Below are 21698 nucleotides of genomic sequence, written 5' to 3' on the forward strand. Positions count from 1 at the left end.
TCTATAATGAAAAAATTTACCACCTCGCTGACAGCGCTGGCTGTTGCGCTTACCCTCGGCGCATGTTCTGACCAGGCAGCCAACCAGGCTGCAACGACCTCACCGGATGCAAGTGCACAAACGCAGCAACAGTCTCCGGAATTTGACAATGTGTTACTGCAACCCTTCCCCGGGCCTTACGGCGGCGTTCCCCAGTTCGACAAAATGAAGGTTGAAGATGTTAAGCCAGCCCTGAGAAAAGGAATGGCACTTAACCTGGAAGAAATAGACGCCATTGCAAATAACCCTGAACCGCCTACGTTCGACAATACGATTGTCGCCATGGAACGTGCCGGCAGTGCACTGGACCGTGTATTCCGTTACTACGGTATTTTCAGCTCGAACAAATCCAGCCCTGAATTTCGGGATGTGCGGGCAGAAATGTCTCCGGAACTTTCCGCATTCTCAACAAAAATTACCCAAAATGAAGCGCTGTTTAAGCGCATTAAAGCGGTTTACGAAAGTGAAGAACTGAAATCGCTGACGCCCGAAGAACAACGTATTACATGGATCGCCTACAACAGCTTCGCCCGTAACGGCGCTACCCTGGATGGTGACGCAAAAGCACGCTATGCCGAAATCAACAAAGAGCTGGCTACGCTGTACAATCAGTTTTCAACGAATGTGCTGGCCGACGAAGAAAACTACGTGACTTACATCACCGCAGAGCAGCTGGGCGGTCTGCCGGATTCATTTGTAAAAGGTGCAGCCGCTGCTGCAAAAGAACACGGGCAGGAAGGTAAGTATGCAATTACTAACAGCCGTTCATCTATGGATCCTTTCCTCACCTACAGCACAGACCGGGCGCTTCGTGAACAGGTGTGGAACACCTACTACAACCGTGGTGATAACGGCGATGAATATGATAACAATGACATCATCAAACAAATCCTGACGTTACGTGATGAACGGGTCGAATTGTTGGGGTATGACAACTACGCCCAGTGGCGTTTAGAAGATCGTATGGCAAAAACACCTGAGAATGCCATGGATCTGATGATGAAAGTCTGGCCGGCAGCCATTGCCAGAGTAGACGAAGAAGTGGCTGACATGCAGGCTATTGCTGATGAAGAAGGCGCAGACATTACTATCAAGCCCTGGGATTACCGTTTTTATGCCGAAAAAGTACGTAAAGCTAAATACGACCTGGACTCAAACGAAGTAAAACAATATCTGCAACTGGATAAACTCCGTGAAGCGATGTTCTATGTCGCCGGCCGTCTGTTTAACTTTGACTTCACACCGGTTCCTGAAGGTTCGGTACCAGTTTTCCACCCTGATGTGAAGGTATGGGAAGTAAAAGACAAGGATAGCGGTAAGCTGATTGGCCTCTGGTATCTCGACCCATTCGCACGCCAGGGCAAACGCTCAGGAGCATGGGCGACCACATACCGCAGTTACACCACCTTTGACGGTGAAACCACTGTGCTGGCTTCTAACAACTCTAACTTCGTTAAAGGTCCTGAGGGCGAACCCACGCTAATTTCCTGGGATGACGCCAATACCTATTTCCACGAATTTGGTCATGCCCTGCATTTCCTGTCTTCAGATGTGGAATATCCTACTTCCCACTCCGGTGTACGTGACTATACCGAGTTCCAGTCACAATTGCTGGAGCGCTGGCTTACCACTGATGAAGTCATCAATAACTACCTGGTGCATTACAAAACCGGCGAGCCGATTCCCGCTGAACTGGTAGAAAAAATTAAGAATGCATCCACCTTCAATTCCGGTTTCGGTACAACTGAATACATGGCTTCTGCAATCATGGATTTGCTGTATCACACCACCGATCCTGAGAAGATTGAGCCTGATGCCTTTGAACGGGATCAACTGAAGGCGCTGGATATGCCTGAAGAGATTGTGATGCGTCACCGCAGCACACAGTTCGGCCATGTATTCTCCGGTGAAGGTTATGCTGCAGCATACTATGGCTACATGTGGGCTGACGTTCTCTCTGCGGATGCAGCGGAAGCATTCGCAGAAGCGCCGGGCGGCTTTTACGATAAAGAATTATCGGCAAAGCTGGTGAAATATCTTTTTGCTGTCCGCAATGCAATGGATCCGGCAGAAGCTTACCGTCTGTTCCGTGGCCGCGATGCGCAAACAGATGCCCTGATGCGTGCCCGTGGTTTCCCGGTACCTGAGTAAACCGCTTAATAACGAAAAAGGGGCGATGATGATAATCGCCCCTTTTTTATCAGCCTCTCAACACTGAATTAAAAGCTTACGCGGTAACCCAACTGCACCTGATTATCGTAACTCTTGTCCTGAGACAAAGTGATATCTGATGTATCGCCGTGCCAGGTTTCTCTTCGAACAGCAAACGACATGGTGTGGTTTTCTTCGGCACCTTCCGTTTCCAGATACACTGATACGGTGTTGCTGTCAGGCAGGGCAAAAGAGCCGCTTACCGGTAAATCAATATCATGAGCAGGACGCACGCCGGACGCTACCCCAACCCGGTAAGCTGGTTGCTCCCACCAGGTAATCAGTTCATACGCTCTCGATGTCACCCGTTGACCGAACACACCAAAGTCCATTACAGCGCGACCGTAAGACGCTACCGCTTCAAGATTAACTGTATCGCTGATTCTGGTTGCCAGACTCAGTTTGTAATCTTTCTGGCGGCAGCCATTGAATCTGATTTTATTTTTCGACAGGGAAACGGAGATATCACCGGAGTAATCAAGTTTTTCTTCCAGCCAGGCTTCAGCCTGATCACCAATAGAAGAACTGGCCAGACATACCTGAGGTGTCAGCAGGGCACAAAGTGCTAATGTGGTTACCTGTTTCAACATGGTTCTGCTCCGCTTTATTATCATTCTGCAAAGGGCATACCTCAGCGAGTGATTAAAGTATAAGCAAACGGGCAGCTTTTTGGGTATATAAAACCATCCTCAATTAGTCTAACTATACCCAAAAAATATCAGTGTGTTGATTTTATAGCCATTAATGAAATTTAAGCTTTGCGAGTTTTGCAGAGGTATAAGGCGTGCTTTCTTGTGAGATCCATACGTTACCGTCGGGACCGTAGCAAACACCTTCGACCTGGGCGAATTGTGAGAGAAAGTCGACAGTTTTCAGCTGATAGTCACCACTGACAGTGGCGATGAAAGGTTTAAACATGCCCAGGGCATTGCTTCGGTAACCGACCAGAACAAATTCCTGTGTATCACTGTTCCAGTCTGCGCCAGTGACAACGCCGGGAAGCCCGTCTACTGACGTGAATGGAGTAAGTACTTGCTTAGCTTTTATATCCTGTAAAACGTATACGTGTGACTGCTCCGTAGCCCAGCTTTTTGAAAACAGGATCAGTTTTCCATCCCGCATTGTCATGGCTTCACCATCATAATCGTGAGCATAGGGAGCATTTTCCTGCGGCGTATTACCTGCGTAGGTAAAACGGCGCTTTACTGCTTCCTGCACGGGGTCTGCACGGTTAATCTTATAGACGGTGAGTGATTTATGCTTACCGGCATTATTTCCGATGTCACCAATATAGAAATAGTCATCGTCACCGGTAATGGCTTCCCAGTCACGGTTTTTTGCATCCAGCGTCACCCTTGCGGTCAGCGATCCGTCCTGTCCAAGGGTAAACAATTCCGGCTCATTGCCAGAGTCATTGATGGTGTAAATACTGTTGCTGTCGCAAAACAGACCCGATGTTTCCTTCAGCGCGTTATCCAGCGTATAGGTGGACAGCACCTCAACACCATGTTGTGGATCTGCTGACACACTGCAACCTGCCAGTAACAATAACGGGCTTAAAATGAAAACAATACGGTTCACTGATATTCTCTTTCTGCTGTAAATAAGGTTAATCTAAATAAAACAATGTGATATGCACAAGTTCAGACTACTATACCATTGTGACGATTATTTTTTGCAATGGCTAACGATAAATCCGCTTTGACCTGAGGTCAGTATAAAAGCCGGAAAATAATAAATATGCCGGGCATCAGCGGCATAGCTTCAACTTTAAGAAGGAACACCACGTGTCAGACCCGTTATTAAGCCTGGTCAGTGTCGGCCTGCTGTCTATATTCTGTCAGTTTCTGGCTTATAAAATACGCCTGCCAGCCATTTTACCTTTGCTGATAACCGGTATTATCGTTGGTCCGGTATTTGGCGTGCTCGACGCAGACGCACTGTTCGGGGATCTTCTGTTTCCAGTTGTATCCCTGTCGGTGGCCATCATCCTGTTTGAAGGTTCACTGACACTAAAATTCAGTGATATTGCGGGTCACGGCAATATGGTGAGAAACCTGTGCAGCGTTGGCGTGCTGGTCACCTGGGTGGTGGCAACCATCGCTGCCCACCTGAGCCTGGATTTATCCTGGCAGCTTGCAGCCCTGTTTGGTGCCATCGTAACCGTAACAGGCCCGACGGTCATTGTGCCGATGATCAGAACTGTAAGACCGAAAAGTAACATCGCTAACATTCTGCGCTGGGAAGGCATTGTCATTGACCCTATCGGTGCGCTTTTGGCGGTGCTGGTTTACGAGTACATTGTGGCCTCTCAGGACACGGCACTGGTACATACTCTGGTGGCGTTTGGTAAGACGGTAGGTATGGGCACCGCCCTGGGTCTGGCCGCCGGCTACCTGCTTGGTCTGTCGCTACGTAAAGAACTGATCCCCCACTATCTGCAAAACACCGCCGTTCTCACCCTGATACTGGGTGTTTTTGCCATCTCTAATCATGTAGCCCATGAGTCAGGCCTGCTGGCGGTGACTATTGCCGGTATGGTACTGGCAAATATGAAAAATGTGGACGTGGAAGACATCCTGGAGTTTAAAGAAACCTTAAGTGTTCTTCTGATTTCCGGCCTGTTTATTATTCTTGCGTCACGGTTAAATCTCGACTCTGTGTTCGAGGTCGGTTCCGGCGTCATTGTGGTTCTGGTGGCCATTATGTTTATCGCCAGACCCCTTTCCGTACTGGCTTCCTCTGTGGGCACAGGACTAAACTGGCGTGAACTGGCACTGATCAGCTGGATAGCGCCCAGAGGTATTGTAGCAGCAGCCGTATCTGCACTGTTTTCTCTGAAGTTGGAGGAAATTGGCTATGAGGGTGCAGGGGTTATCGTTCCCATCGTCTTTGTGGTCATTATTACCACCGTCGTTGTACAGAGTCTGTCATCCAAATCTGTGGCCAAACTTCTGAAAGTTCGCTCCCCTGCGCCAAACGGCTTTTTAATTTTCGGCGGCAGTAAGTTCAGCCGGATGCTGGCAAAAGAACTGAAAGCACATGATTTGCCGGTTTGTATTGCCGATACCAACTGGGATGCCATTAAAGAAACCAGAATGATGGATATTCCGGCCTATTTCGGTAACCCCATGTCGGATCACGCAGCGCGAAGCCTGGATTTAGGTTTATTCGGTACTGTACTGATCATGTCTCCCTACAAACAACTTAACCCTATGATTGCTTATCATTTTGAGTACACCATGGGCAAAGATAAAGTGTGGGGCTTAACCAACAATGAACAAAGTGCACGGCCATCGCATCAGGTCAGCACCCAGTATGCGCAGAAACTGACACTGTTTGCTGAGGGAGTCACATACGGATACCTGGCCTCTGCTGTCTCTCATGATGCATCCGTGAAAACCACACGCCTGAGCGAAGAATTTACTTTCGAAGATTATTCAGCAAGATACGGCGACAGAGCCATTCCGCTTATTGCACTGGACGAGAACGGACGTTCTCATGCATTTTTGAATGGTAAAGATATTGCACCAAAAGCAGGATGGAAATTAATCAGCTTGATTATACCGGAGAGTGAGCCGGTGTGAGGCCAGAACGGCACCCTACCCTTGGGGCAGGGTGCCTCTCCCTGGAAATAACGTGTATTCAAGCGCTCCCCTCTATTATTATTATTGGATGCGTTGTTGTTTATTTTTTACTTGAGCTACACCGTCGGCGCTTAAGAAAGCAATAGACAGACCAAATTTTAAAAAGCCATAATTATCAGTTATTTATGCTTTTTACAGGGCATTTACCAACCATTACCTACTGTTGACGCACCAACAGAACGCACCAATTCAACTCACATGCACCAAAAAGGCTCAAATGGATGAACGAATGACTTCCAGTGTCTTCCCGGTCGCGCCCCGGTTTGCACTGATCACAGCAAATCCGGCCTCGCCCGCCACACGGGCAGCATCGGGAGAATCAAACAACGTTTTACAACAGGCGGCGAGTTGCGTCGCATCTTCCACTATGCTGAGCGCACCACATTCTTGCAGGTACTGGCAAATAAGCGGATTGTTATAAACGTTGGGCCCCATGATCACCGGTAACTTCTGTGCAGCCGGCTCCAGGGCGTTGTGACCACCTTTATCCGCAAGACTGCCACCGACAAAGGCAATGGTGCCGAATGTATAGACGGTATTAAGCTTGCCCATTTCATCTACCAGCATGACGTCAGTCTCACTGCTCACCTGTGCGCCCGGCGAAGCTGTACGCAGGTAGTGCAACCCTGTTTGTTCCAGCAGATCCGCTACGCGGGCAAACCGCTCCGGATGCCTGGGCACAAGAATGAGTAATAAATCCGGAAAGCCGGGCTTCAGGCTCTGATAAGCATCAAGTAAGGCACTTTCCTCACCTTCATGAGTACTACCACCAACCAGTACCCGGCGGGCCTTTTTGTCAAGACCGTAAAATGAATCACCGGCATCCGGTGCAGACATTGCCTGGTCGAACTTTATATTGTTAGTAAGTGTTAACTTTTCTTGTTTGATACCGAGAAACTGATAATTTTTAAAGTCTCTCAAACCCTGGGCGCATACATGGGAAAGCTTGTGAAGCATGGGCTCAAACAGTATTTTCAGTTTCTTATATCGTCTGGCGGAGCGATCTGTCATGCGGGCGTTAATCACTACAACCGGAATGTCACGACGCCAGCAGCTGTGGATCAGGTTAGGCCACAGCTCCACCTCAGTGATCAGTACCATTTTGGGCTTCACCCGCCGCAGCATACCCGCCATAGCCATGTGTAAATCGTAGGGTAAATAGAAGTGGTGAACAGTATCTTTGAATATGGATCTGACCCGCGCCGAACCGGTGGGCGTGGTGGTGGTTATCGTCACCGGTGTTTCCGGTTCTTCTTTCATTAACTGCTTTATCAGCACAGACGCCGCGACCACCTCACCTACTGAGACACAGTGAAAAAGATACCCCCCCGGCGCGGCTGGCGGACGAACAAAGCCAAATCGCTCAAAACGGCGGTGGTTATATTCTTTATTTCTTCTCTGCCCGCGAATGATGAGATTCAGAAAAGCGAACGGAACGATAAGCGCCAGCAATAATGAATAAAACCAGCGAAACAATGTCTCACTGAGGCCGGGCCGGTATTGGTTTTTGCGGGCAGTCATACGTACTCTGCGTCCTTTCGTCATTAAACTGTCGTGAAGCTTTGTTTAACTAAAAATCAGTTTTCAATTATTGTGTTTGTTATGCCGGACAAGAGTCACAAGCCTGCTGTACTTCTGGTTAAACTAAGCGCCATCGGTGACATTGTAATGGCCTCCGGTTTGCCATCCAACATAAAATCCTCACTAAATGCTTCACGCCTTGTGTGGCTTACCGAAGCGCCCTATGCCAGTTTCATTGAGGCTCATCCTGATGTTGACGAGGTTATTCCATGGCCGAAGAAAGAATGGTCAGCACTGGTCAAAAAAAGGCGCTGGCTGAGCCTCTGTCGCGCTGTGAGAGCATTTAAGGCAGAGCTGTTATCACATCACTTCGATATCGCTATAGATGCACAGGGACTGCTTAAAAGCGCATTTCTTTGCTGGTTATCCGGCGCAGGCCACCGCATAGGGTTTAAAAGCAAAGAGTACAGTCACTGGCTACTGACAGAATCACTGAAAAAACCGGACTCTGATGACATCAGTTCGGAGTACAAAGCACTGGGGCGCTATCTTGGTGCAAATGACTTCACCATGACACTGCCTGCCTCTGGGCCGGCTGTGCGCCAGGCGAAGGATGCCCTTGCTGCCAGCGGTATCAGTGACGACTACATCGTTCTGTGTCCCTTTACCACCCGTCCTCAGAAACACTGGCCATTGCAGCACTGGAAAGATGTCATAGCGTGGTTAAATATTCATGACAGTCTTCCGGTGATTATTGCCGGGGGGCCTGGCGATGCGGATACAGCATCAGAACTGGCTTCAGGCAAAGAACATATATTCTCTTTCGCAGGAAAACTGTCTCTTGCAGCCAGCGGTGCCATACTGGCAAATGCACGTGCTGTAGTTGGTGTGGATACGGGTTTGACTCACCTGGCGATTTGTCATCAGCGACCTGTTCTGGCCCTGTTCGGTTCCACCTGTCCGTATACGAAAACAGATAATCCGGATGCCACAGTATTGTACGAAAACTTACCCTGCGCCCCCTGTAAGCGTAAGCCGGTTTGTAACGGAGCCCACGACTGCATGCGGGCTATCACGCCACAAAAAGTCACCGCGTGGCTGGAGAAGTGGCTATGACGATAAAGGTGATGCATGTGGAACTTGGCAGACAGTTGTATGGCGGTGCCAAACAGGTTGAATATCTTATCAATGCATTGCCCGAAGACACCATTACCAGCCACCTGGTGTGCGCATCAGACAGTGCGATTTCTCACATCCCGGCCCCCGGCTGTATCAAGCATCCGGTACCTTACTCCGGCGATACGGATCTAAGGTTCCCTTTCCGCCTCTACCGGCTTGTTAAAAGGCTTAAACCGGATATTCTGCACATTCACAGCCGCCGGGGTGCTGATGTGTGGGGCGGCCTGGTGAGTTCACTGTGCGGTATTCCGGCTGTATGTACCCGCAGGGTAGATAATAAAGAGTCTGCACTGGCTGCAGTGAAGTACCGGCACTACAAAGCTGTCGTCAGTATTTCACGGGGTGTACATGATGTGGTGTCACGGCATTGCAAACTGATCCCACAGCCTGTGATCCACTCGGCAGTCGATCTCAATGACTTCTGCTACGGCAGAGACGCTGAGTGGTTTCGGGAAAAGTATGACATCCCTGCTAACCATAAGGTCATCGCAAACTTCGCCCAGCTTATTCCGAGGAAAGGTCAGAAAGATCTCATCATGGCCATGCAGGCAATAATGGCCCGCAGGCAGGATGTGACCTGCTTACTGTTCGGTAAAGGTAAACAACAGGCTGCGTATCAGCAACTGGCAGATGACTCCGGAGCCGGTAAAAATATCAGGCTGTGCGGGTTCACATCAGATGTGCCGCGTATTTTGCCAAATATTGATGTGATGGTTCACCCTGCTTATGCAGAGGGCCTTGGCATAATCCTGCTTCAGGCCGGGGCCTGTAAAGTCCCCATGATAAGCTGCCCTGTTGGCGGCATTCCGGAAATTATTCACAACGAAAAAACCGGCTTACTGGTCGAGCCGGGAGACCCGGCCGCACTGGCGAGGGAAATTCTTCGTCTGCTGGATGACCCGGCAGAAGCCCGCGCTCTGGGTGAAAACGCGCTTCATCATGTGCATCAGCATTTCAGTATCGCCGCCATGGCAGATGCTTACACGCGCCTTTATAAAAGTCTCCTATAGAGGACTCTCTTACAAACTACATCATTTCCCCTTGTCACATTACCCGTTGAGATCTAATATACGTAACTAGTTACGTATATTGTGGAGTTTGGGAAATGGGTGATGTTTTACAACTGGCAGGTGCAGCTGCACTGGGCAGCCGGTTCAGAAGATTGTCTGAAAAGCTGGTTGCACAGGCCAGTGAAGTCTATAAAGCGTATAACGTTCCCATGGAACCAAGCTGGTTTCCTGTTATGTATAGTCTGATGCAGGAGTCGCCATTAAGTGTGAGTACCATTGCAGAAATTACCGGCCAGTCTCACCCGTTTGTCAGTAAAACCACCGCTCAGATGAAAAGCGCAGGATTACTTGTTACCCGCCCCTCTGAGCAGGATAAGCGGGTGCAATTGCTTTCACTGTCAGATAAAGCACTGACGATGCAGCCGGTGCTTGAAAAGCAAATAGCCGACATCGGCAGTGCCCTTAATTCAGCACTGAACGACGTGGCGCCGGACTTCCTTGAAAAGCTGGGTGCCGTAGAAACCCTGCTGTCACAAACGTCTTTGCTGGGCCTGATAAAACAAAAGGCAACACGGGGATTCCGCGTAATTGACTATTCCCCTGAGCATCGTGATGCGTTTTACCAGCTCAATAAGCACTGGATAGAACGCTATTTCACCATGGAAAGCTCAGATCATGCCTCGCTGGGGGACCCCGAAAATTACATTCTGAAAAAAGGGGGCCATGTTTTGTTGGTGCAAAATCCTGCCGGTGATATTTGCGGAACGGTAGCACTGATAGCCATGGATGATGACTGCTATGAACTGGCTAAAATGGCTGTGGCAGACAGCGAACAGGGCAAAGGTTTGGGAGCACTCCTCGGGGAAGCTGCCATACAAAAGGCCCGTGATGCCGGAGCGAAGAAGCTTTACCTGGAAAGTAACAGGAAACTGGCACCGGCCATCAGCCTTTACCGCAAACTGGGGTTCAAAGAAGTGGATAAACCCACACCTTCACCCTACGCGCGGTGCGATATACAAATGCAGCTAATGCTGTAAGTTGATACGGGAAACATTTTAACGGGCATAAAAAAACCGCTGCAAGTGCAGCGGTTTTCAGTATTACTTAATCAACTGGCAATTAAGCTTCTGCAACAATAACAACCTTAACAGATGTCATTACTTCAGAGTGTAACTGCAGGTCGATGTCGTATTCGCCAGTTTCACGCAGTGTACCGGTAGGCAGTTTAACTTCTGCTTTAGATACTTCAACGCCGGCAGCAGTGATTGCTTCAGCGATGTCACGTGTACCGATTGAACCGAACAGTTTGCCTTCGTCACCAGCAGGAGCAGCGATAGTCACTTCACCCAGTTCAGCAACTTTAGCAGCACGAGCTTCAGCAGCAGACAACTGGTCAGCGATTTTCGCTTCCAGCTCTGCGCGGCGAGCTTCAAACTTCTCAACGTTAGCTTTAGTTGCAGGAACTGCTTTACCCTGTGGGAACAGGAAGTTACGCGCAAAACCAGCTTTAACGTTAACTGTATCGCCCAGACCACCAAGGTTAGCGATTTTGTCTAATAAGATGATTTCCATCTAAGTTACTCCTTCGCCAATTACTTGTTGTGTGAATCTGTGTACGGCAGCAGTGCTAAGAAACGCGCACGTTTAATAGCAGTAGACAGCTGACGCTGATACTTTGCACTGGTACCAGTGATACGGCTAGGAACGATTTTACCGCTCTCAGTGATGTAGTTTTTCAGTGTAGCAATATCTTTATAATCGATTTGCTCAACACCTTCTGCAGAAAAACGGCAGAACTTACGACGTCTGAAAAAACGAGCCATGATAGATCTCCTTACGCGTTGTCTTCAGTGGTTTCAGTTTTCTTTTCCGCGCGCTCACCGCGTGGAGCAGAATCGTCACGACGCTCACGACGTTCTTCCTTCATCATTGGAGAAGGTTCAGTCACAGCGTTCTTCGTGCGCATAACCAGGTTACGCAGGATCACATCGTTAAAGCGGAAAGCATTTTCCAGCTCGTCAACAGCTTCTGCAGTTGCTTCAGCGTTGATCAAAACGTAGTGTGCTTTGTGAAGCTTTTCGATTGGGTAAGCCAGTTGACGACGGCCCCAGTCTTCCAGACGATGGATTTGACCACCTTCTTGCTTCAGGATAGTGGTATAACGCTCGATCATACCAGGTACTTGTTCACTCTGATCAGGGTGAACCATAAATACGATTTCGTAATGACGCATTACACGCTCCTTACGGTTGTAGCCTCGACAGTACAGCCAAACTGTATAGAGACAAGGAACTAGATAGGTTTGATGGCTGTAAGGGCGCGCATTATATAGATCAATTGTTCACCAGACAAGCAAATTAACCATATGCCGTGTATTGTCTCAGAACACGGCACATGCCGCCTGTGCGTTAACACAAACTGTGCAATCCGGTAAGCACGGCTTTACAGGGCGATATCTGCCACTTCAGACTTTTCAACCACTGGTACACCCGCTTCCGGTACTGGTGCTTTCCCGGTTGCAGCAACCGGCTTTTTCAGATGCAGGGTCTCGCTGGTCGCATTGAGCTCATCCAGTGTTGCGTTCACATTGCCATTCAGTTTAGTGCCGTAGGACGGGATAATCGCTTTCAGTTGCGGCAGCCATTCACCGGACACTTTGTCAGGAAATGCCTGCTCCATCAGATTAAGCATAATCGGCGCAGCGGTAGACGCGCCGGGCGATGCCCCCAGCAGTGCTGTCAGAGACTTATCCTTCGACACAACCACTTCGGTACCAAACTGAAGACGACCACCGGTTTGCGGATCTTTCTTGATGATCTGTACACGCTGACCGGCGGTAATCAATTTCCAGTCTTCTGCTTTCGCTTCAGGGTAATACTTCCGTAACTCTTCCAGTCTGTCTTCGTCATCCAGCATTACCTGACTTATCAGATACTGCACCAGATTGAAGTTGTCCAGACCCACTTCTGTCATGGGGATAAGATTAGACGTCGTGGTTGAATGAATCAGATCCCACAGCGAACCATTCTTCAGGAATTTGGTTGAGAATGTGGCAAAGGGGCCGAACAACACGATCTCTTTGCCATCGATGCGGCGGGCGTCCAGATGGGGAACCGACATAGGCGGAGCACCTACTTCAGCCTGACCATAAGCTTTCACTTTATGATTTGCGACAATTTCCGGGTTATCGGTATACAGGAACTGTCCACCCACCGGGAAGCCGCCATAACTTTCAGCTTCCGGAATACCCGAAGCCTGTAAAAGCGGTAAAGCGGCGCCACCGGCACCAATAAAGACGAAATTTGCATCAACGGTATATTCTTTATCTGCCACTAAGTCGGCAATCAGCACATGCCAGGAGCCGTCTTCGTTCTGGCTCAGCCCGCGCACTTCAGAGCGCAGGCGCAGCTCAAAGTTATCCTGAGATTTTAGCCCGTTCACCAGCTGACGAGTGATCTCTCCGTAATTGACATCGGTACCGATGACGGAACGGGTGGCTGCAATTTTTTGCTGCGGATCACGCCCGGCAATTAAAAGAGGCGCCCATTTGCCAATCTGAACCGGATCTTCGCTGTAATCCATGCTGTTGAATAAACTGTGCTTCTGCAACTCAGCATAGCGGGCGCGGAGGAAGTTCACGTTAGTATCGCCCCAGACGAAACTCATGTGGTCGACGCTGCGGATAAACGACTCAGGATCATGCATGTGACCATTTTCAACCTGAGACGCCCAGAACTGCCGGCTTATCTGAAAAGCTTCATTGACCTTCACAGCTTTATCGATATTAACCGAACCGTCTTCCTGTTGCGGTGTGTAGTTAAGTTCCATCAAAGCAGAGTGGCCGGTTCCGGCGTTATTCCAGCCGTTTGAACTTTCCTCGCCGGGACCATCCAGACGCTCGGCCATCAACATGGACCACGACGGCTCAAGTTCCTGCAGATAAGTCCCCAGGGTTGCACTCATAATACCGCCACCGATTAGCAGTACATCAACTTTGGTACTGGCTTTAATGTCTCTGCCAGAATCATCTTTTACCGATGAATAGATGAACGAAGCGGCAACCACCGCCACTAATGAGCAACCGGTAATTGCTCTTTTTGAAAATCGCATAGGAACTCCTGGTACACGAAAGGGAGAATGCTGGAAACACGCAGGCTGCGGCACTCAGATCAATGCCAGCTTGAATAGCATAATTTGGTAAACAGGAGCGGTTTTATCGCCGACTGGCACAAATGAAAAGTTAATATACGGGCCGGAAAAACTCACTTTCCTTTTATTAACAAGCCATTTATCTGCCCATCACTTTTTTCACTTTTACGATCAGGGCTTATAAAAGTCTCGTTACGGGGCTGGCAACTACGCATAAAAAAGCCGCGATAATTCGCGGCTTTGAAGGTTTATCACTGTAAAGCTTAACGGAAGTCCGTCAGAGTATTCTGGCCGATTTCACGTACCCAGATATTACGGAAGCTCACAGGGTTACTGTGGTCCTGTAACTGGATAGGTGCACAACCATGCGCTTCATAAGAAGGTCCGCCAATCCATTCGGTCTTACCTAAGATTTCAGTGTGGTTTTGTACCAGCACACCGTTAATTAAAACGGTCAGGTAACCCGGTTTCACCAGTTCATCACCATCAAACTCAGGCGCATTAAAAATGATGTCGTAACTCTGCCACTCACCCGGCGGATTCACCGGGTTAACCAACGGGATAGCCTGCTTGTAGATACTGCCTGCCTGACCATTGGGGTAAGTTTTATTGTTATAAGAGTCCAGAACCTGAACTTCATAACGCTGCTGCAGGAAAATACCTGAGTTGTTGCGCTGCTGGCTTTCCAGCCCTTCAACATCCTCAGGCGTTTTCCACTCAGCATGCAGTTGTACGCTGCAGAAAGACTGCTTGCTGACAATATCACCGGTACCCGGTTTTACAGTTAGCGTGCCGTCTTCTACCGTCCACTTCGCTTCACCACCTTTCAGTGATTCAAAAGCGGATAGGTCAGTACCGTCAAACAGTACCACCGCATCAGAAGGTGCTTTGCCCGGCGCGGTTTCAACCATAGCAGGAACAGGTTCCCACACTTCGGATTTAGCAGCCTGCTCTTCCGGACTCAGTTCCTTCGCCATTGACGCTGTTGACGCCAGTGACAGTGCTAAGCCGGATAGCAATGTTGTTTTTGTCATCTTTTTCATTATGTGCCCTTAATATTGAAATGATGGTGTTGGTGAAAAGGCTACCTCAGGTAGCCCAGGCTCTGTCACCTTTCTTATAAGGGATATCTTCGTATTTAGTCGGAATGGCAACGTAACGCAGTACTTTCGTCGAGCCAACTTCTGACGTGAAGAACGAGAACAACACCAGTTGCTTAATCAGCGAGAAGTAGTGAGGAGCAACCAGCTCTTCATCCCATGGCGCTCCCGCATTAGGATTGCTCATGGCTACATCACCCCAAATGCCTTTCTTAGCATTATAGGCTTTAGCTTCTTCGTCGAGCGCAGACAGCAATTCCATCTTCTGCTCAGCAGAAAGTAACAGGAAGTCTTTGCCATACTCTTTTTCAGCACGCTTCTTCAGGGTTACCAGGCCTTCTTTGAAGGTTTTCTGCATAGTCGGGTGATAGCAGTCTGCTACCAGTACGGCCATACAGCTACCTACGTCGGCGTCTTTTGCTCCCGGTGTGTCGGTACGGGGAAGGATGACTTCGCCCAGTTCGTTGAAGAAGGCTACGTCTTCCTTGCTGAAACCGGTGTCGGACAGCGGCACCACTGGCAGATTTTCATAAGCCAGCGCTTTGCCACCTACAAATGCAACACCTGTGGCAGCGGTGATGAATTTCAATAAATCACGACGATTCATGGCTACAGGTTTCCTTTTTTCAGTTCGTCTACTGCAAAGTCTGCTGCACGGGCAGTCATTGCCATGTAGGTCAGAGACGGGTTAACACACGATGCTGAAGTCATTGCCGCACCATCGGTCACGAACACGTTTGGTGCATCCCAAACCTGATTGTGCTTGTTAAGTACTGAACTCTTCGGATCGCGGCCCATACGCGCCGTACCCATTTCGTGAATACCCATACCCGGTGCGTAATCAGCATCATAACCCTGAACATTCTTAAGGCCAGCAGCCTCAAACATGTCAATGGCGTCCTGCTTCATATCTTTACGCATTTTGTATTCGTTTTCACGGATCTTAACGTCCATGGCAAGTACCGGCAGACCCCATTTATCTTTCTTCTTGCTATCAAGATAGATACGGTTGTCATGATGCGGCAGCATTTCACCGAACGCTGTCATACCAATAGTCCAGTCACCCGGCTCAGACATCGCATCTTTCAGGTTAGACCCCAGACCAAGTTCGGCGATGTCTTTACGCCAGCCACCACGGCTTGCAGAACCCTGATAACCGAAGCCACGTACGTAATCACGCTTGTCGCCATCCCAGTTACGGAAACGGGGCACATAGAAACCAGCCGGACGACGGCCGAAGTAATAGCTGTCTTCGTACCCTTCAACACTGGCGCTTGCGCCTACGCGGAAGTGGTGGTCCATGACGTTATGACCCAGCTCGCCAGAACTGCTGCCCAGACCGCCTTCCCAGACATCAGTTGCCGAGTTCATCAGCAGCCATGCAGAGTTAAAGGCAGAGGCGTTTACGAATACAATTTTACTGTTGAACTCGTAAGTCTCGTTAGTTTCAGCATCAATGATTTCAACACCGGTTGCACGCTTCTTATCTTTATCGTATTTGATTTCTTTTACGATGGAGAAAGGACGCACTGTCAGGTTGCCGGTTGCCATTGCTGCCGGCAGCGTAGAAGACTGAGTTGAGAAATAGCCGCCAAACGGACAGCCTAACCAGCACTTGTTACGGAACTGACAACCCACACGGATATCATTAATCCCCTGGGTAATGTTTGCTGAACGTGAGTGGATGAAATGACGTGAACCACCAAACGCTTTCTTAACGCGGGCAGCAACGTCTTTTTCAACCGCATTCAGCGGAATAGGAGGCATGAAGTGACCGTCAGGCAGAACGCTCAAGCCTTCACGGGTACCACTGATACCAGCATATTTTTCAACGTAGTCATACCATGGCGACAGGTCTTCATAACGAATTGGCCAGTCAACGGCGATACCTTCTTTGCCGTTAGCCATGAAATCTTCCGGATTCAGACGGTAGCTCTGACGTCCCCATAACAGTGAACGTCCGCCCATTTGGTAGGCGCGGTACCAGTCAAAACGTTCTTTTTCAATGTATGGCGCTTCCTGCTCATTAGCCCACATGCCAAGCGTCATTTCATTCAGCGGGTAATCGCGGGAAAGTGCAGGATAAACTTCTTTCATGTCCTGCGTAGCCAGGCCCCGGTGAGGATAGTCCCAGCTTTCTTTATGCGCATTAATATAATCTTTAACGTGCTCAATATTTCGGCCACGTTCCAGCATGAGTACTTTCAGGCCTTTCTCGGTCAGTTCTTTGGCAGCCCAGCCGCCACTGATCCCCGATCCGACAACGATCGCATCATAGTTATTACTTGCCATGTTTTGTCCCCTTAAACACGTCCGGCAAAAGCGTTTCTACTGATCAGACATCACAAATGCGGATCGCCTGGTTAAGCGACTTCAGTTTGCCTGCCTTACTGTCTGGAGTTGGAATAAATTCCTGGGCCAGATACCCGTCAAACGGTAAATCCTTAATCGCTTTCGCAATGGCCGGATAATACAGTTCCTGAGAGTCATCAATCTCGTGACGCCCCGGCACACCCGCTGTGTGGTAATGCCCGAAATACTGATGGTTGTCACGTATGGTGCGAATGATGTCACCCTCGCTTATCTGCATATGGTAGATATCGTACAGCAATTTAAAATGCGCTGATCCCAGCCGGCGACACAGCTCGATACCCCAGGCTGAATTGTCGGCCATGTAATCAGGATGATTGACCTTGCTGTTAAACAGTTCCATTTGCAGCACTACCCCGTGCTTTTCAGCATGAGGCAGAATTTGTGATAGCCCTTTAACGGCATTTTTCAGTCCGGTTTCGTTGTCCATACCCCGTTTGTTACCACTAAAACAAATGAGGTTGGTGTAACCGGCTGCTGCCACTTTCTCTATATGCGGAATGTAACGTTCGATGAGCGCTTCATGAAAACGGTCGTCACACCAACCGTCTTCAAGGTTCAGTTCAGCACCATTACACATAGAGCAATGCACGCCATGTTTCTTAAGGATATGCCACTCATCAGGACCCACTAAGTCGATCGCTGAAAAGCCCATATCTTTAATGGCAAGGCAAAGCTCCTCTAAAGAAAGATCCGGAAATGTCCAACGCGCCACTGCGTGTTTGATATTTCCTTTGAGGGCGGCATGCTGGCTTGTGCCAGCATGCGCGTGAAGAGATAAAGCACTGGTCGCTGTCAGCCCAACCCCTGACAGCGCCAGCCCTTTAAGCACCGCTCTACGCGAATTACGCATCGGTGGAAACCTTCTCGTCTTTGAACAGGATGAAGAAAAGTACCAGTACTACAGCCGCGAACCCTGCAGGGAACAACCAGATGCTGCTCCAGTCCGCTCCGGCTTCTGATGTGTAAGTGTCGGTGATCTTACCTGCAACCCAGAAACCAATCAGCATACCCACACCATAGGTGGCTAATGTGATAAGGCCCTGCGCCGCACTTTTGATTTTTTCACCGGCTTTAGCATCGGTATAAATCTGTCCGGATACGAAGAAGAAATCGTAACAAATACCGTGCAGTGCAATACCGATTAATAATAAGAACATACCGCCGTCAGCATCACCGTAGGCGAACATCACATAACGCAGTACCCACGCCAGCATACCCAGCAATAACGTTGCCTTGATGCCGAAACGGTTCAGGAATACCGGCAGTGCCAGAATGAACAATGCTTCTGAAACCTGACCCAGCGCCATTTTACCCGTCGGATTTTCCACGCCGATGCCGGCCAGGAACGGGTTCGCATTCTGATAATAGAACGCCAGCGGAATACAAATCAGTACCGAAGACAGGAAGAACACCAGGAAGCTGCGGCTTTTAAGCAGTGTCAGTGCATCCAGACCCAGCATTTCACCCAGACTTGCCGAAGCTGTACCTTTCGCTTTAGGTGGTGTTGCAGGTAACGTGAAGCTGAAGATACCCAGAATTAATGAGCCAATGGCAGAAAGTGCAAAGGTGTTACGCAGTGCGCCTTCAGAAATGCCGCTGGCAGAATCCCATGAGAACACATAGCTGATCACCAGACCGGCTAAAATCCAACCTATGGTTCCCCAAACACGTACTTTACCGAATTGTTTTGACGGGTCAGTCATCTGGCCGAATGATACCGAGTTAACCAGCGCCAGTGTCGGCATGTAAGCAATCATGTAACCCAGTACATAGGGATAAAATGATGCAAAGTCAGTCGAGACGTACATCATGTACATCAGTGCTGCGCCAATCAGGTGAAGTACACCCAGAATACGTTCTGCATTGAAGAAACGGTCAGCGATTAAGCCAACGATGAAAGGCGCAATAATCGCACCCCAGGACTGGGTAGAAAACGCCATACCGATTTCACTACCGGAAGCGCCCAGTGTTTGCCCCATGAAGGTACCTAAGGTCACAAACCAGCCACCCCAGATAAAAAACTGGAGAAACATCATAATGCTCAGGCGGGTCATTATCATTGTTATATCCTCTTACTACTTCGGGGCCTTTTGGCCCCGGGCATTATTATTATTTGTCCAGACCCAGGATCCGGCGGTTTCTTTCTGTGCTGCTGCCAGCACCGGCAAAGTCATCGAACGCAACTTTAGTTGGCTCAATAATATGAGATGCGATAAACGGTGCACCTTCAGCAGCACCCTGCGCAGAATCTTTCAGACAGCATTCCCACTCAAGCACTGCCCAGCCTTCAAAACCGTACTGGGTAAGCTTAGTAAAGATGCTCTTGAAATCTACCTGACCATCGCCCAGTGAACGGAAGCGTCCCGGACGGTCTACCCAACCCTGATAACCACCGTATACGCCGCTTCTGCCATTTGGCAGGAACTCAGCATCTTTCACATGGAACATTTTGATGCGGTCGTGGTAACGGTCGATAAAGTCCAGGTAATCCAGTTGTTGCAGCACGAAGTGGCTGGGATCGAACAGAATGTTTGCGCGGGGGTGATCGTCAACTTCCTGCAGGAAACGCTCAAATGTTGCACCGTCGTGTAAGTCTTCACCCGGGTGGATTTCGTAGCACAAATCAACACCGGCTTCTTCGAATGCATCCAGAATAGGTCTCCAGCGGTTACCCAGTTCTTTGAAGCCTTCGTCAACAAGACCGGCAGGACGTTGCGGCCACGGATAAACAAGATGCCACATCAATGCACCGGAGAAAGTCACGTGTGCTTTCAGGCCAAGACGTTTACTGGCTTTTGCCGCCAGCATCAGCTGATTGATTGCCCATTCAGTACGCTCTTTCGGCTTACCGTGTAAATGCTCAGGCGCGAAGTTATCAAATAACTCATCGTAAGCAGGGTGAACAGCCACCAGCTGTCCCTGCAAATGTGTAGACAGCTCGGTAATTTCAACACCGGCTTCAGCACACATGGCTTTTACTTTGTCGCAGTATTCCTGACTTTCCGCGGCAATTTCTAAATCAAATAATTTGGGGTCTGTAGGCACCTGAATGCCCTTGTAACCCAGTGAAGCTGCCCACTTTGCCATCCCTTCCAGGGTATCGAACGGCGCTTTGTCACCTGCAAATTGTGCTAAAAAAATCGCAGGGCCTTTAATTGCTGCCATGGTAATCTCCTAAATTCTGTAAACGGGTCTGTTACTCGGTATCCGGGATTGGATGCCACTTCACGTCGCTGGCGCCGGAGGCAACCATTGCTTCAATAAATGCCATTCCGCGTAAACCGGACTTCAGACCGGGCACGCCTTCAGCTTTACCTGTCTGACCTTCGCGTACAGCGATGGCAAAGTAACGGTAGAGGTTAGCAAAAGCTTCAAGATAGCCTTCAGGGTGACCTGACGGAGTACGGCAGCGATCGGACGCTTCAGGGTACAAACCCGGCTGGCCGGAACCGGCACGGTATACACAGTAAGGTGCATCCAGTGTGCGGAAAATAACGGAGTTAGGCTCCATCTGATGCCATTCCAGTCCGCCTTTATCACCGTACAATTTAATTTTCAGCGCGTTCTCTTCACCGGCACACACCTGGCTGGCGATAAGCACGCCCTTAGCGCCTTCAGCAGTGCGGAAGAATGCTGCACCGTCATCGTCTAAACGGCGGTTCGGTACAATGATATTCATGTCTGCACACAGTTCAGTTACCGTGTGGCCGCTGATAAATTCGGCCAGACCAAAGGCATGGGTACCGATATCGCCCATACAGCCTGCACCGCCGGACAATGCCGGATCTGTGCGCCATGCAGCCTGCTTGTTATCGGGGTCGTCTTCGCCGCTTAACCAGCCCTGCGGGTACTCAACGAGAATTTTACGGATGTTGCCCAGCTTGCCATCTTCAACCATGGCTTTAGCCTGCCACACCATGGGATACCCCAGGTAGGTGTGCGCCAGACCATACAGACGGTCAGAACTGTTAACGACTTTCGCCAGTTCTTTGGTTTCTGCCAGATTCAGACCGGCAGGCTTTTCGCAGAATACATGATAGCCAGCTTCCAGCGCGGCTATGGTGACCGGCACGTGAAGATGGTTTGGCGTAACAACCACAACCACTTCCATACGCTCGTCAGCAGGTAATTTATTTTCTGCTTCCAGCATTTCCTGCCACGAGGCATAAACGCGGTCGCTGCTTAAACCCAAACTGTCACCGGTACGTTGATTATTACCAGTATCGCGGCTGAATGCCCCGCAAACTAAATCGTACTGACCGTCCAGGCCTGCTGCGTGACGATGTACGGCGCCGATAAAAGCACCTTCACCACCACCGACCATACCCATGCGAACCCGCTGCAACTTCGCCATGTATTCCCCCAATTGTGCGCATCGTTGTTACAAATATGTAATTACTGTAAAAATGTAACGGATTACATAAATTGATGTCAACGAATTTTCTACCATCGTCGTAGTCCGGACGACC

Annotated in this window: 19 protein-coding genes; 5 read left to right on the forward strand and 14 right to left on the reverse strand. The window is 49.4% G+C overall.

What is annotated here, in order from left to right:
* Window positions 1-6: 6 nt before the first annotated feature.
* Window positions 7-2190, forward strand: a complete 2184-nt coding sequence (locus DS731_RS19065; protein WP_119502806.1) for a M3 family metallopeptidase — start codon at window positions 7-9, stop codon at window positions 2188-2190.
* Between the two features lie 68 nt (window positions 2191-2258).
* On the opposite strand, the gene DS731_RS19070 is transcribed toward DS731_RS19065, so the two are convergent.
* Window positions 2259-2840, reverse strand: a complete 582-nt coding sequence (locus DS731_RS19070; protein ID WP_119502807.1) for a hypothetical protein — start codon at window positions 2838-2840, stop codon at window positions 2259-2261.
* A 151-nt stretch (window positions 2841-2991) separates the two neighbouring features.
* A complete protein-coding gene (locus DS731_RS19075; RefSeq protein WP_119502808.1) occupies window positions 2992-3831 on the reverse strand; it encodes a hypothetical protein in 840 nt (279 codons plus the stop codon).
* A gap of 206 nt (window positions 3832-4037) precedes the next feature.
* Between DS731_RS19075 and DS731_RS19080 the strand changes: the two genes are divergently transcribed.
* Window positions 4038-5837, forward strand: a complete 1800-nt coding sequence (locus tag DS731_RS19080; RefSeq protein ID WP_119502809.1) for a cation:proton antiporter — start codon at window positions 4038-4040, stop codon at window positions 5835-5837.
* Window positions 5838-6110: 273 nt separating this feature from the next.
* Here DS731_RS19080 and waaA read toward each other — a convergent pair whose 3' ends face one another.
* Entirely contained in the window at window positions 6111-7418 is a 1308-nt protein-coding gene (gene waaA / locus DS731_RS19085; protein WP_119502810.1) for a lipid IV(A) 3-deoxy-D-manno-octulosonic acid transferase, read from the reverse strand.
* Window positions 7419-7499: 81 nt separating this feature from the next.
* Between waaA and DS731_RS19090 the strand changes: the two genes are divergently transcribed.
* The 3 genes from DS731_RS19090 to DS731_RS19100 all read left to right on the forward strand — a co-directional run bounded on the left by DS731_RS19090 (window position 7500) and on the right by DS731_RS19100 (window position 10644).
* Complete coding sequence (locus DS731_RS19090) at window positions 7500-8534, forward strand: glycosyltransferase family 9 protein (protein WP_119503511.1); 1035 nt, start codon at window positions 7500-7502, stop codon at window positions 8532-8534.
* Window positions 8531-9607 carry a glycosyltransferase family 4 protein gene (locus tag DS731_RS19095; protein WP_119502811.1) on the forward strand — a complete coding sequence of 359 codons (1077 nt, stop codon included), beginning with the start codon at window positions 8531-8533 and terminating at the stop codon, window positions 9605-9607. Before DS731_RS19090 ends, DS731_RS19095 begins: the two co-directional genes overlap by 4 nt.
* Window positions 9608-9702: 95 nt before the next feature.
* Window positions 9703-10644 (forward strand): bifunctional helix-turn-helix transcriptional regulator/GNAT family N-acetyltransferase, encoded by a 942-nt coding sequence (locus DS731_RS19100; protein WP_119502812.1) that lies wholly within the window; start codon window positions 9703-9705, stop codon window positions 10642-10644.
* Between the two features lie 82 nt (window positions 10645-10726).
* Here DS731_RS19100 and rplI read toward each other — a convergent pair whose 3' ends face one another.
* The 11 genes from rplI to DS731_RS19155 form a co-directional block, all read right to left on the reverse strand.
* A complete protein-coding gene (gene rplI, locus DS731_RS19105) occupies window positions 10727-11179 on the reverse strand; it encodes a 50S ribosomal protein L9 (protein ID WP_119502813.1) in 453 nt (150 codons plus the stop codon).
* 20 nt (window positions 11180-11199) lie between these two features.
* On the reverse strand, window positions 11200-11430 hold the full coding sequence (gene rpsR / locus DS731_RS19110) for a 30S ribosomal protein S18 (RefSeq protein ID WP_070126454.1): 231 nt from the start codon (window positions 11428-11430) through the stop codon (window positions 11200-11202).
* An 11-nt stretch (window positions 11431-11441) separates the two neighbouring features.
* On the reverse strand, window positions 11442-11840 hold the full coding sequence (rpsF, locus tag DS731_RS19115; protein ID WP_119502814.1) for a 30S ribosomal protein S6: 399 nt from the start codon (window positions 11838-11840) through the stop codon (window positions 11442-11444).
* A 209-nt stretch (window positions 11841-12049) separates the two neighbouring features.
* Complete coding sequence (mqo, locus tag DS731_RS19120; protein WP_119502815.1) at window positions 12050-13717, reverse strand: malate dehydrogenase (quinone); 1668 nt, start codon at window positions 13715-13717, stop codon at window positions 12050-12052.
* Between the two features lie 302 nt (window positions 13718-14019).
* Complete coding sequence (locus tag DS731_RS19125; protein ID WP_119503512.1) at window positions 14020-14790, reverse strand: 3-keto-disaccharide hydrolase; 771 nt, start codon at window positions 14788-14790, stop codon at window positions 14020-14022.
* 55 nt (window positions 14791-14845) lie between these two features.
* Complete coding sequence (locus tag DS731_RS19130; protein WP_119502816.1) at window positions 14846-15463, reverse strand: gluconate 2-dehydrogenase subunit 3 family protein; 618 nt, start codon at window positions 15461-15463, stop codon at window positions 14846-14848.
* A gap of 2 nt (window positions 15464-15465) precedes the next feature.
* Window positions 15466-17148, reverse strand: coding sequence for a GMC oxidoreductase (locus DS731_RS19135; protein WP_119502817.1), 1683 nt, complete (start codon window positions 17146-17148; stop codon window positions 15466-15468).
* Window positions 17149-17191: 43 nt separating this feature from the next.
* Complete coding sequence (locus DS731_RS19140) at window positions 17192-18079, reverse strand: hydroxypyruvate isomerase family protein (protein ID WP_119502818.1); 888 nt, start codon at window positions 18077-18079, stop codon at window positions 17192-17194.
* Window positions 18072-19289: a nucleoside permease gene (locus DS731_RS19145; protein WP_181013638.1), complete on the reverse strand. Its 1218-nt coding sequence runs from the start codon at window positions 19287-19289 to the stop codon at window positions 18072-18074. The genes DS731_RS19140 and DS731_RS19145 overlap by 8 nt, the downstream gene beginning before the upstream one ends.
* Window positions 19290-19338: 49 nt before the next feature.
* Window positions 19339-20394: a sugar phosphate isomerase/epimerase family protein gene (locus DS731_RS19150; protein WP_119502820.1), complete on the reverse strand. Its 1056-nt coding sequence runs from the start codon at window positions 20392-20394 to the stop codon at window positions 19339-19341.
* Between the two features lie 31 nt (window positions 20395-20425).
* The gene (locus tag DS731_RS19155; protein WP_119502821.1) at window positions 20426-21583 is read right to left on the reverse strand and encodes a Gfo/Idh/MocA family protein; all 1158 of its coding nucleotides are present in this window, start codon (window positions 21581-21583) and stop codon (window positions 20426-20428) included.
* Window positions 21584-21698 lie beyond the last annotated feature (115 nt).

The organism is Alteromonas sp. RKMC-009 (assembly GCF_003584565.2).
Lineage (GTDB): Bacteria > Pseudomonadota > Gammaproteobacteria > Enterobacterales > Alteromonadaceae > Alteromonas.

Bases quoted from the DNA above. Each gene is read 5' to 3' on its own strand.
- DS731_RS19065 (WP_119502806.1), top strand. From the start codon at position 7: ATGAAAAAATTTACCACCTCGCTGACAGCGCTGGCTGTTGCGCTTACC.
- DS731_RS19070 (WP_119502807.1), bottom strand. From the start codon at position 2,840: ATGTTGAAACAGGTAACCACATTAGCACTTTGTGCCCTGCTGACACCT.
- waaA (WP_119502810.1), bottom strand. From the start codon at position 7,418: ATGACTGCCCGCAAAAACCAATACCGGCCCGGCCTCAGTGAGACATTG.
- DS731_RS19090 (WP_119503511.1), top strand. From the start codon at position 7,500: ATGCCGGACAAGAGTCACAAGCCTGCTGTACTTCTGGTTAAACTAAGC.
- DS731_RS19095 (WP_119502811.1), top strand. From the start codon at position 8,531: ATGACGATAAAGGTGATGCATGTGGAACTTGGCAGACAGTTGTATGGC.
- DS731_RS19100 (WP_119502812.1), top strand. From the start codon at position 9,703: ATGGGTGATGTTTTACAACTGGCAGGTGCAGCTGCACTGGGCAGCCGG.
- rplI (WP_119502813.1), bottom strand. From the start codon at position 11,179: ATGGAAATCATCTTATTAGACAAAATCGCTAACCTTGGTGGTCTGGGC.
- rpsR (WP_070126454.1), bottom strand. From the start codon at position 11,430: ATGGCTCGTTTTTTCAGACGTCGTAAGTTCTGCCGTTTTTCTGCAGAA.
- rpsF (WP_119502814.1), bottom strand. From the start codon at position 11,840: ATGCGTCATTACGAAATCGTATTTATGGTTCACCCTGATCAGAGTGAA.
- mqo (WP_119502815.1), bottom strand. From the start codon at position 13,717: ATGCGATTTTCAAAAAGAGCAATTACCGGTTGCTCATTAGTGGCGGTG.
- DS731_RS19125 (WP_119503512.1), bottom strand. From the start codon at position 14,790: ATGACAAAAACAACATTGCTATCCGGCTTAGCACTGTCACTGGCGTCA.
- DS731_RS19130 (WP_119502816.1), bottom strand. From the start codon at position 15,463: ATGAATCGTCGTGATTTATTGAAATTCATCACCGCTGCCACAGGTGTT.
- DS731_RS19135 (WP_119502817.1), bottom strand. From the start codon at position 17,148: ATGGCAAGTAATAACTATGATGCGATCGTTGTCGGATCGGGGATCAGT.
- DS731_RS19140 (WP_119502818.1), bottom strand. From the start codon at position 18,079: ATGCGTAATTCGCGTAGAGCGGTGCTTAAAGGGCTGGCGCTGTCAGGG.
- DS731_RS19145 (WP_181013638.1), bottom strand. From the start codon at position 19,289: ATGATAATGACCCGCCTGAGCATTATGATGTTTCTCCAGTTTTTTATC.
- DS731_RS19150 (WP_119502820.1), bottom strand. From the start codon at position 20,394: ATGGCAGCAATTAAAGGCCCTGCGATTTTTTTAGCACAATTTGCAGGT.
- DS731_RS19155 (WP_119502821.1), bottom strand. From the start codon at position 21,583: ATGGCGAAGTTGCAGCGGGTTCGCATGGGTATGGTCGGTGGTGGTGAA.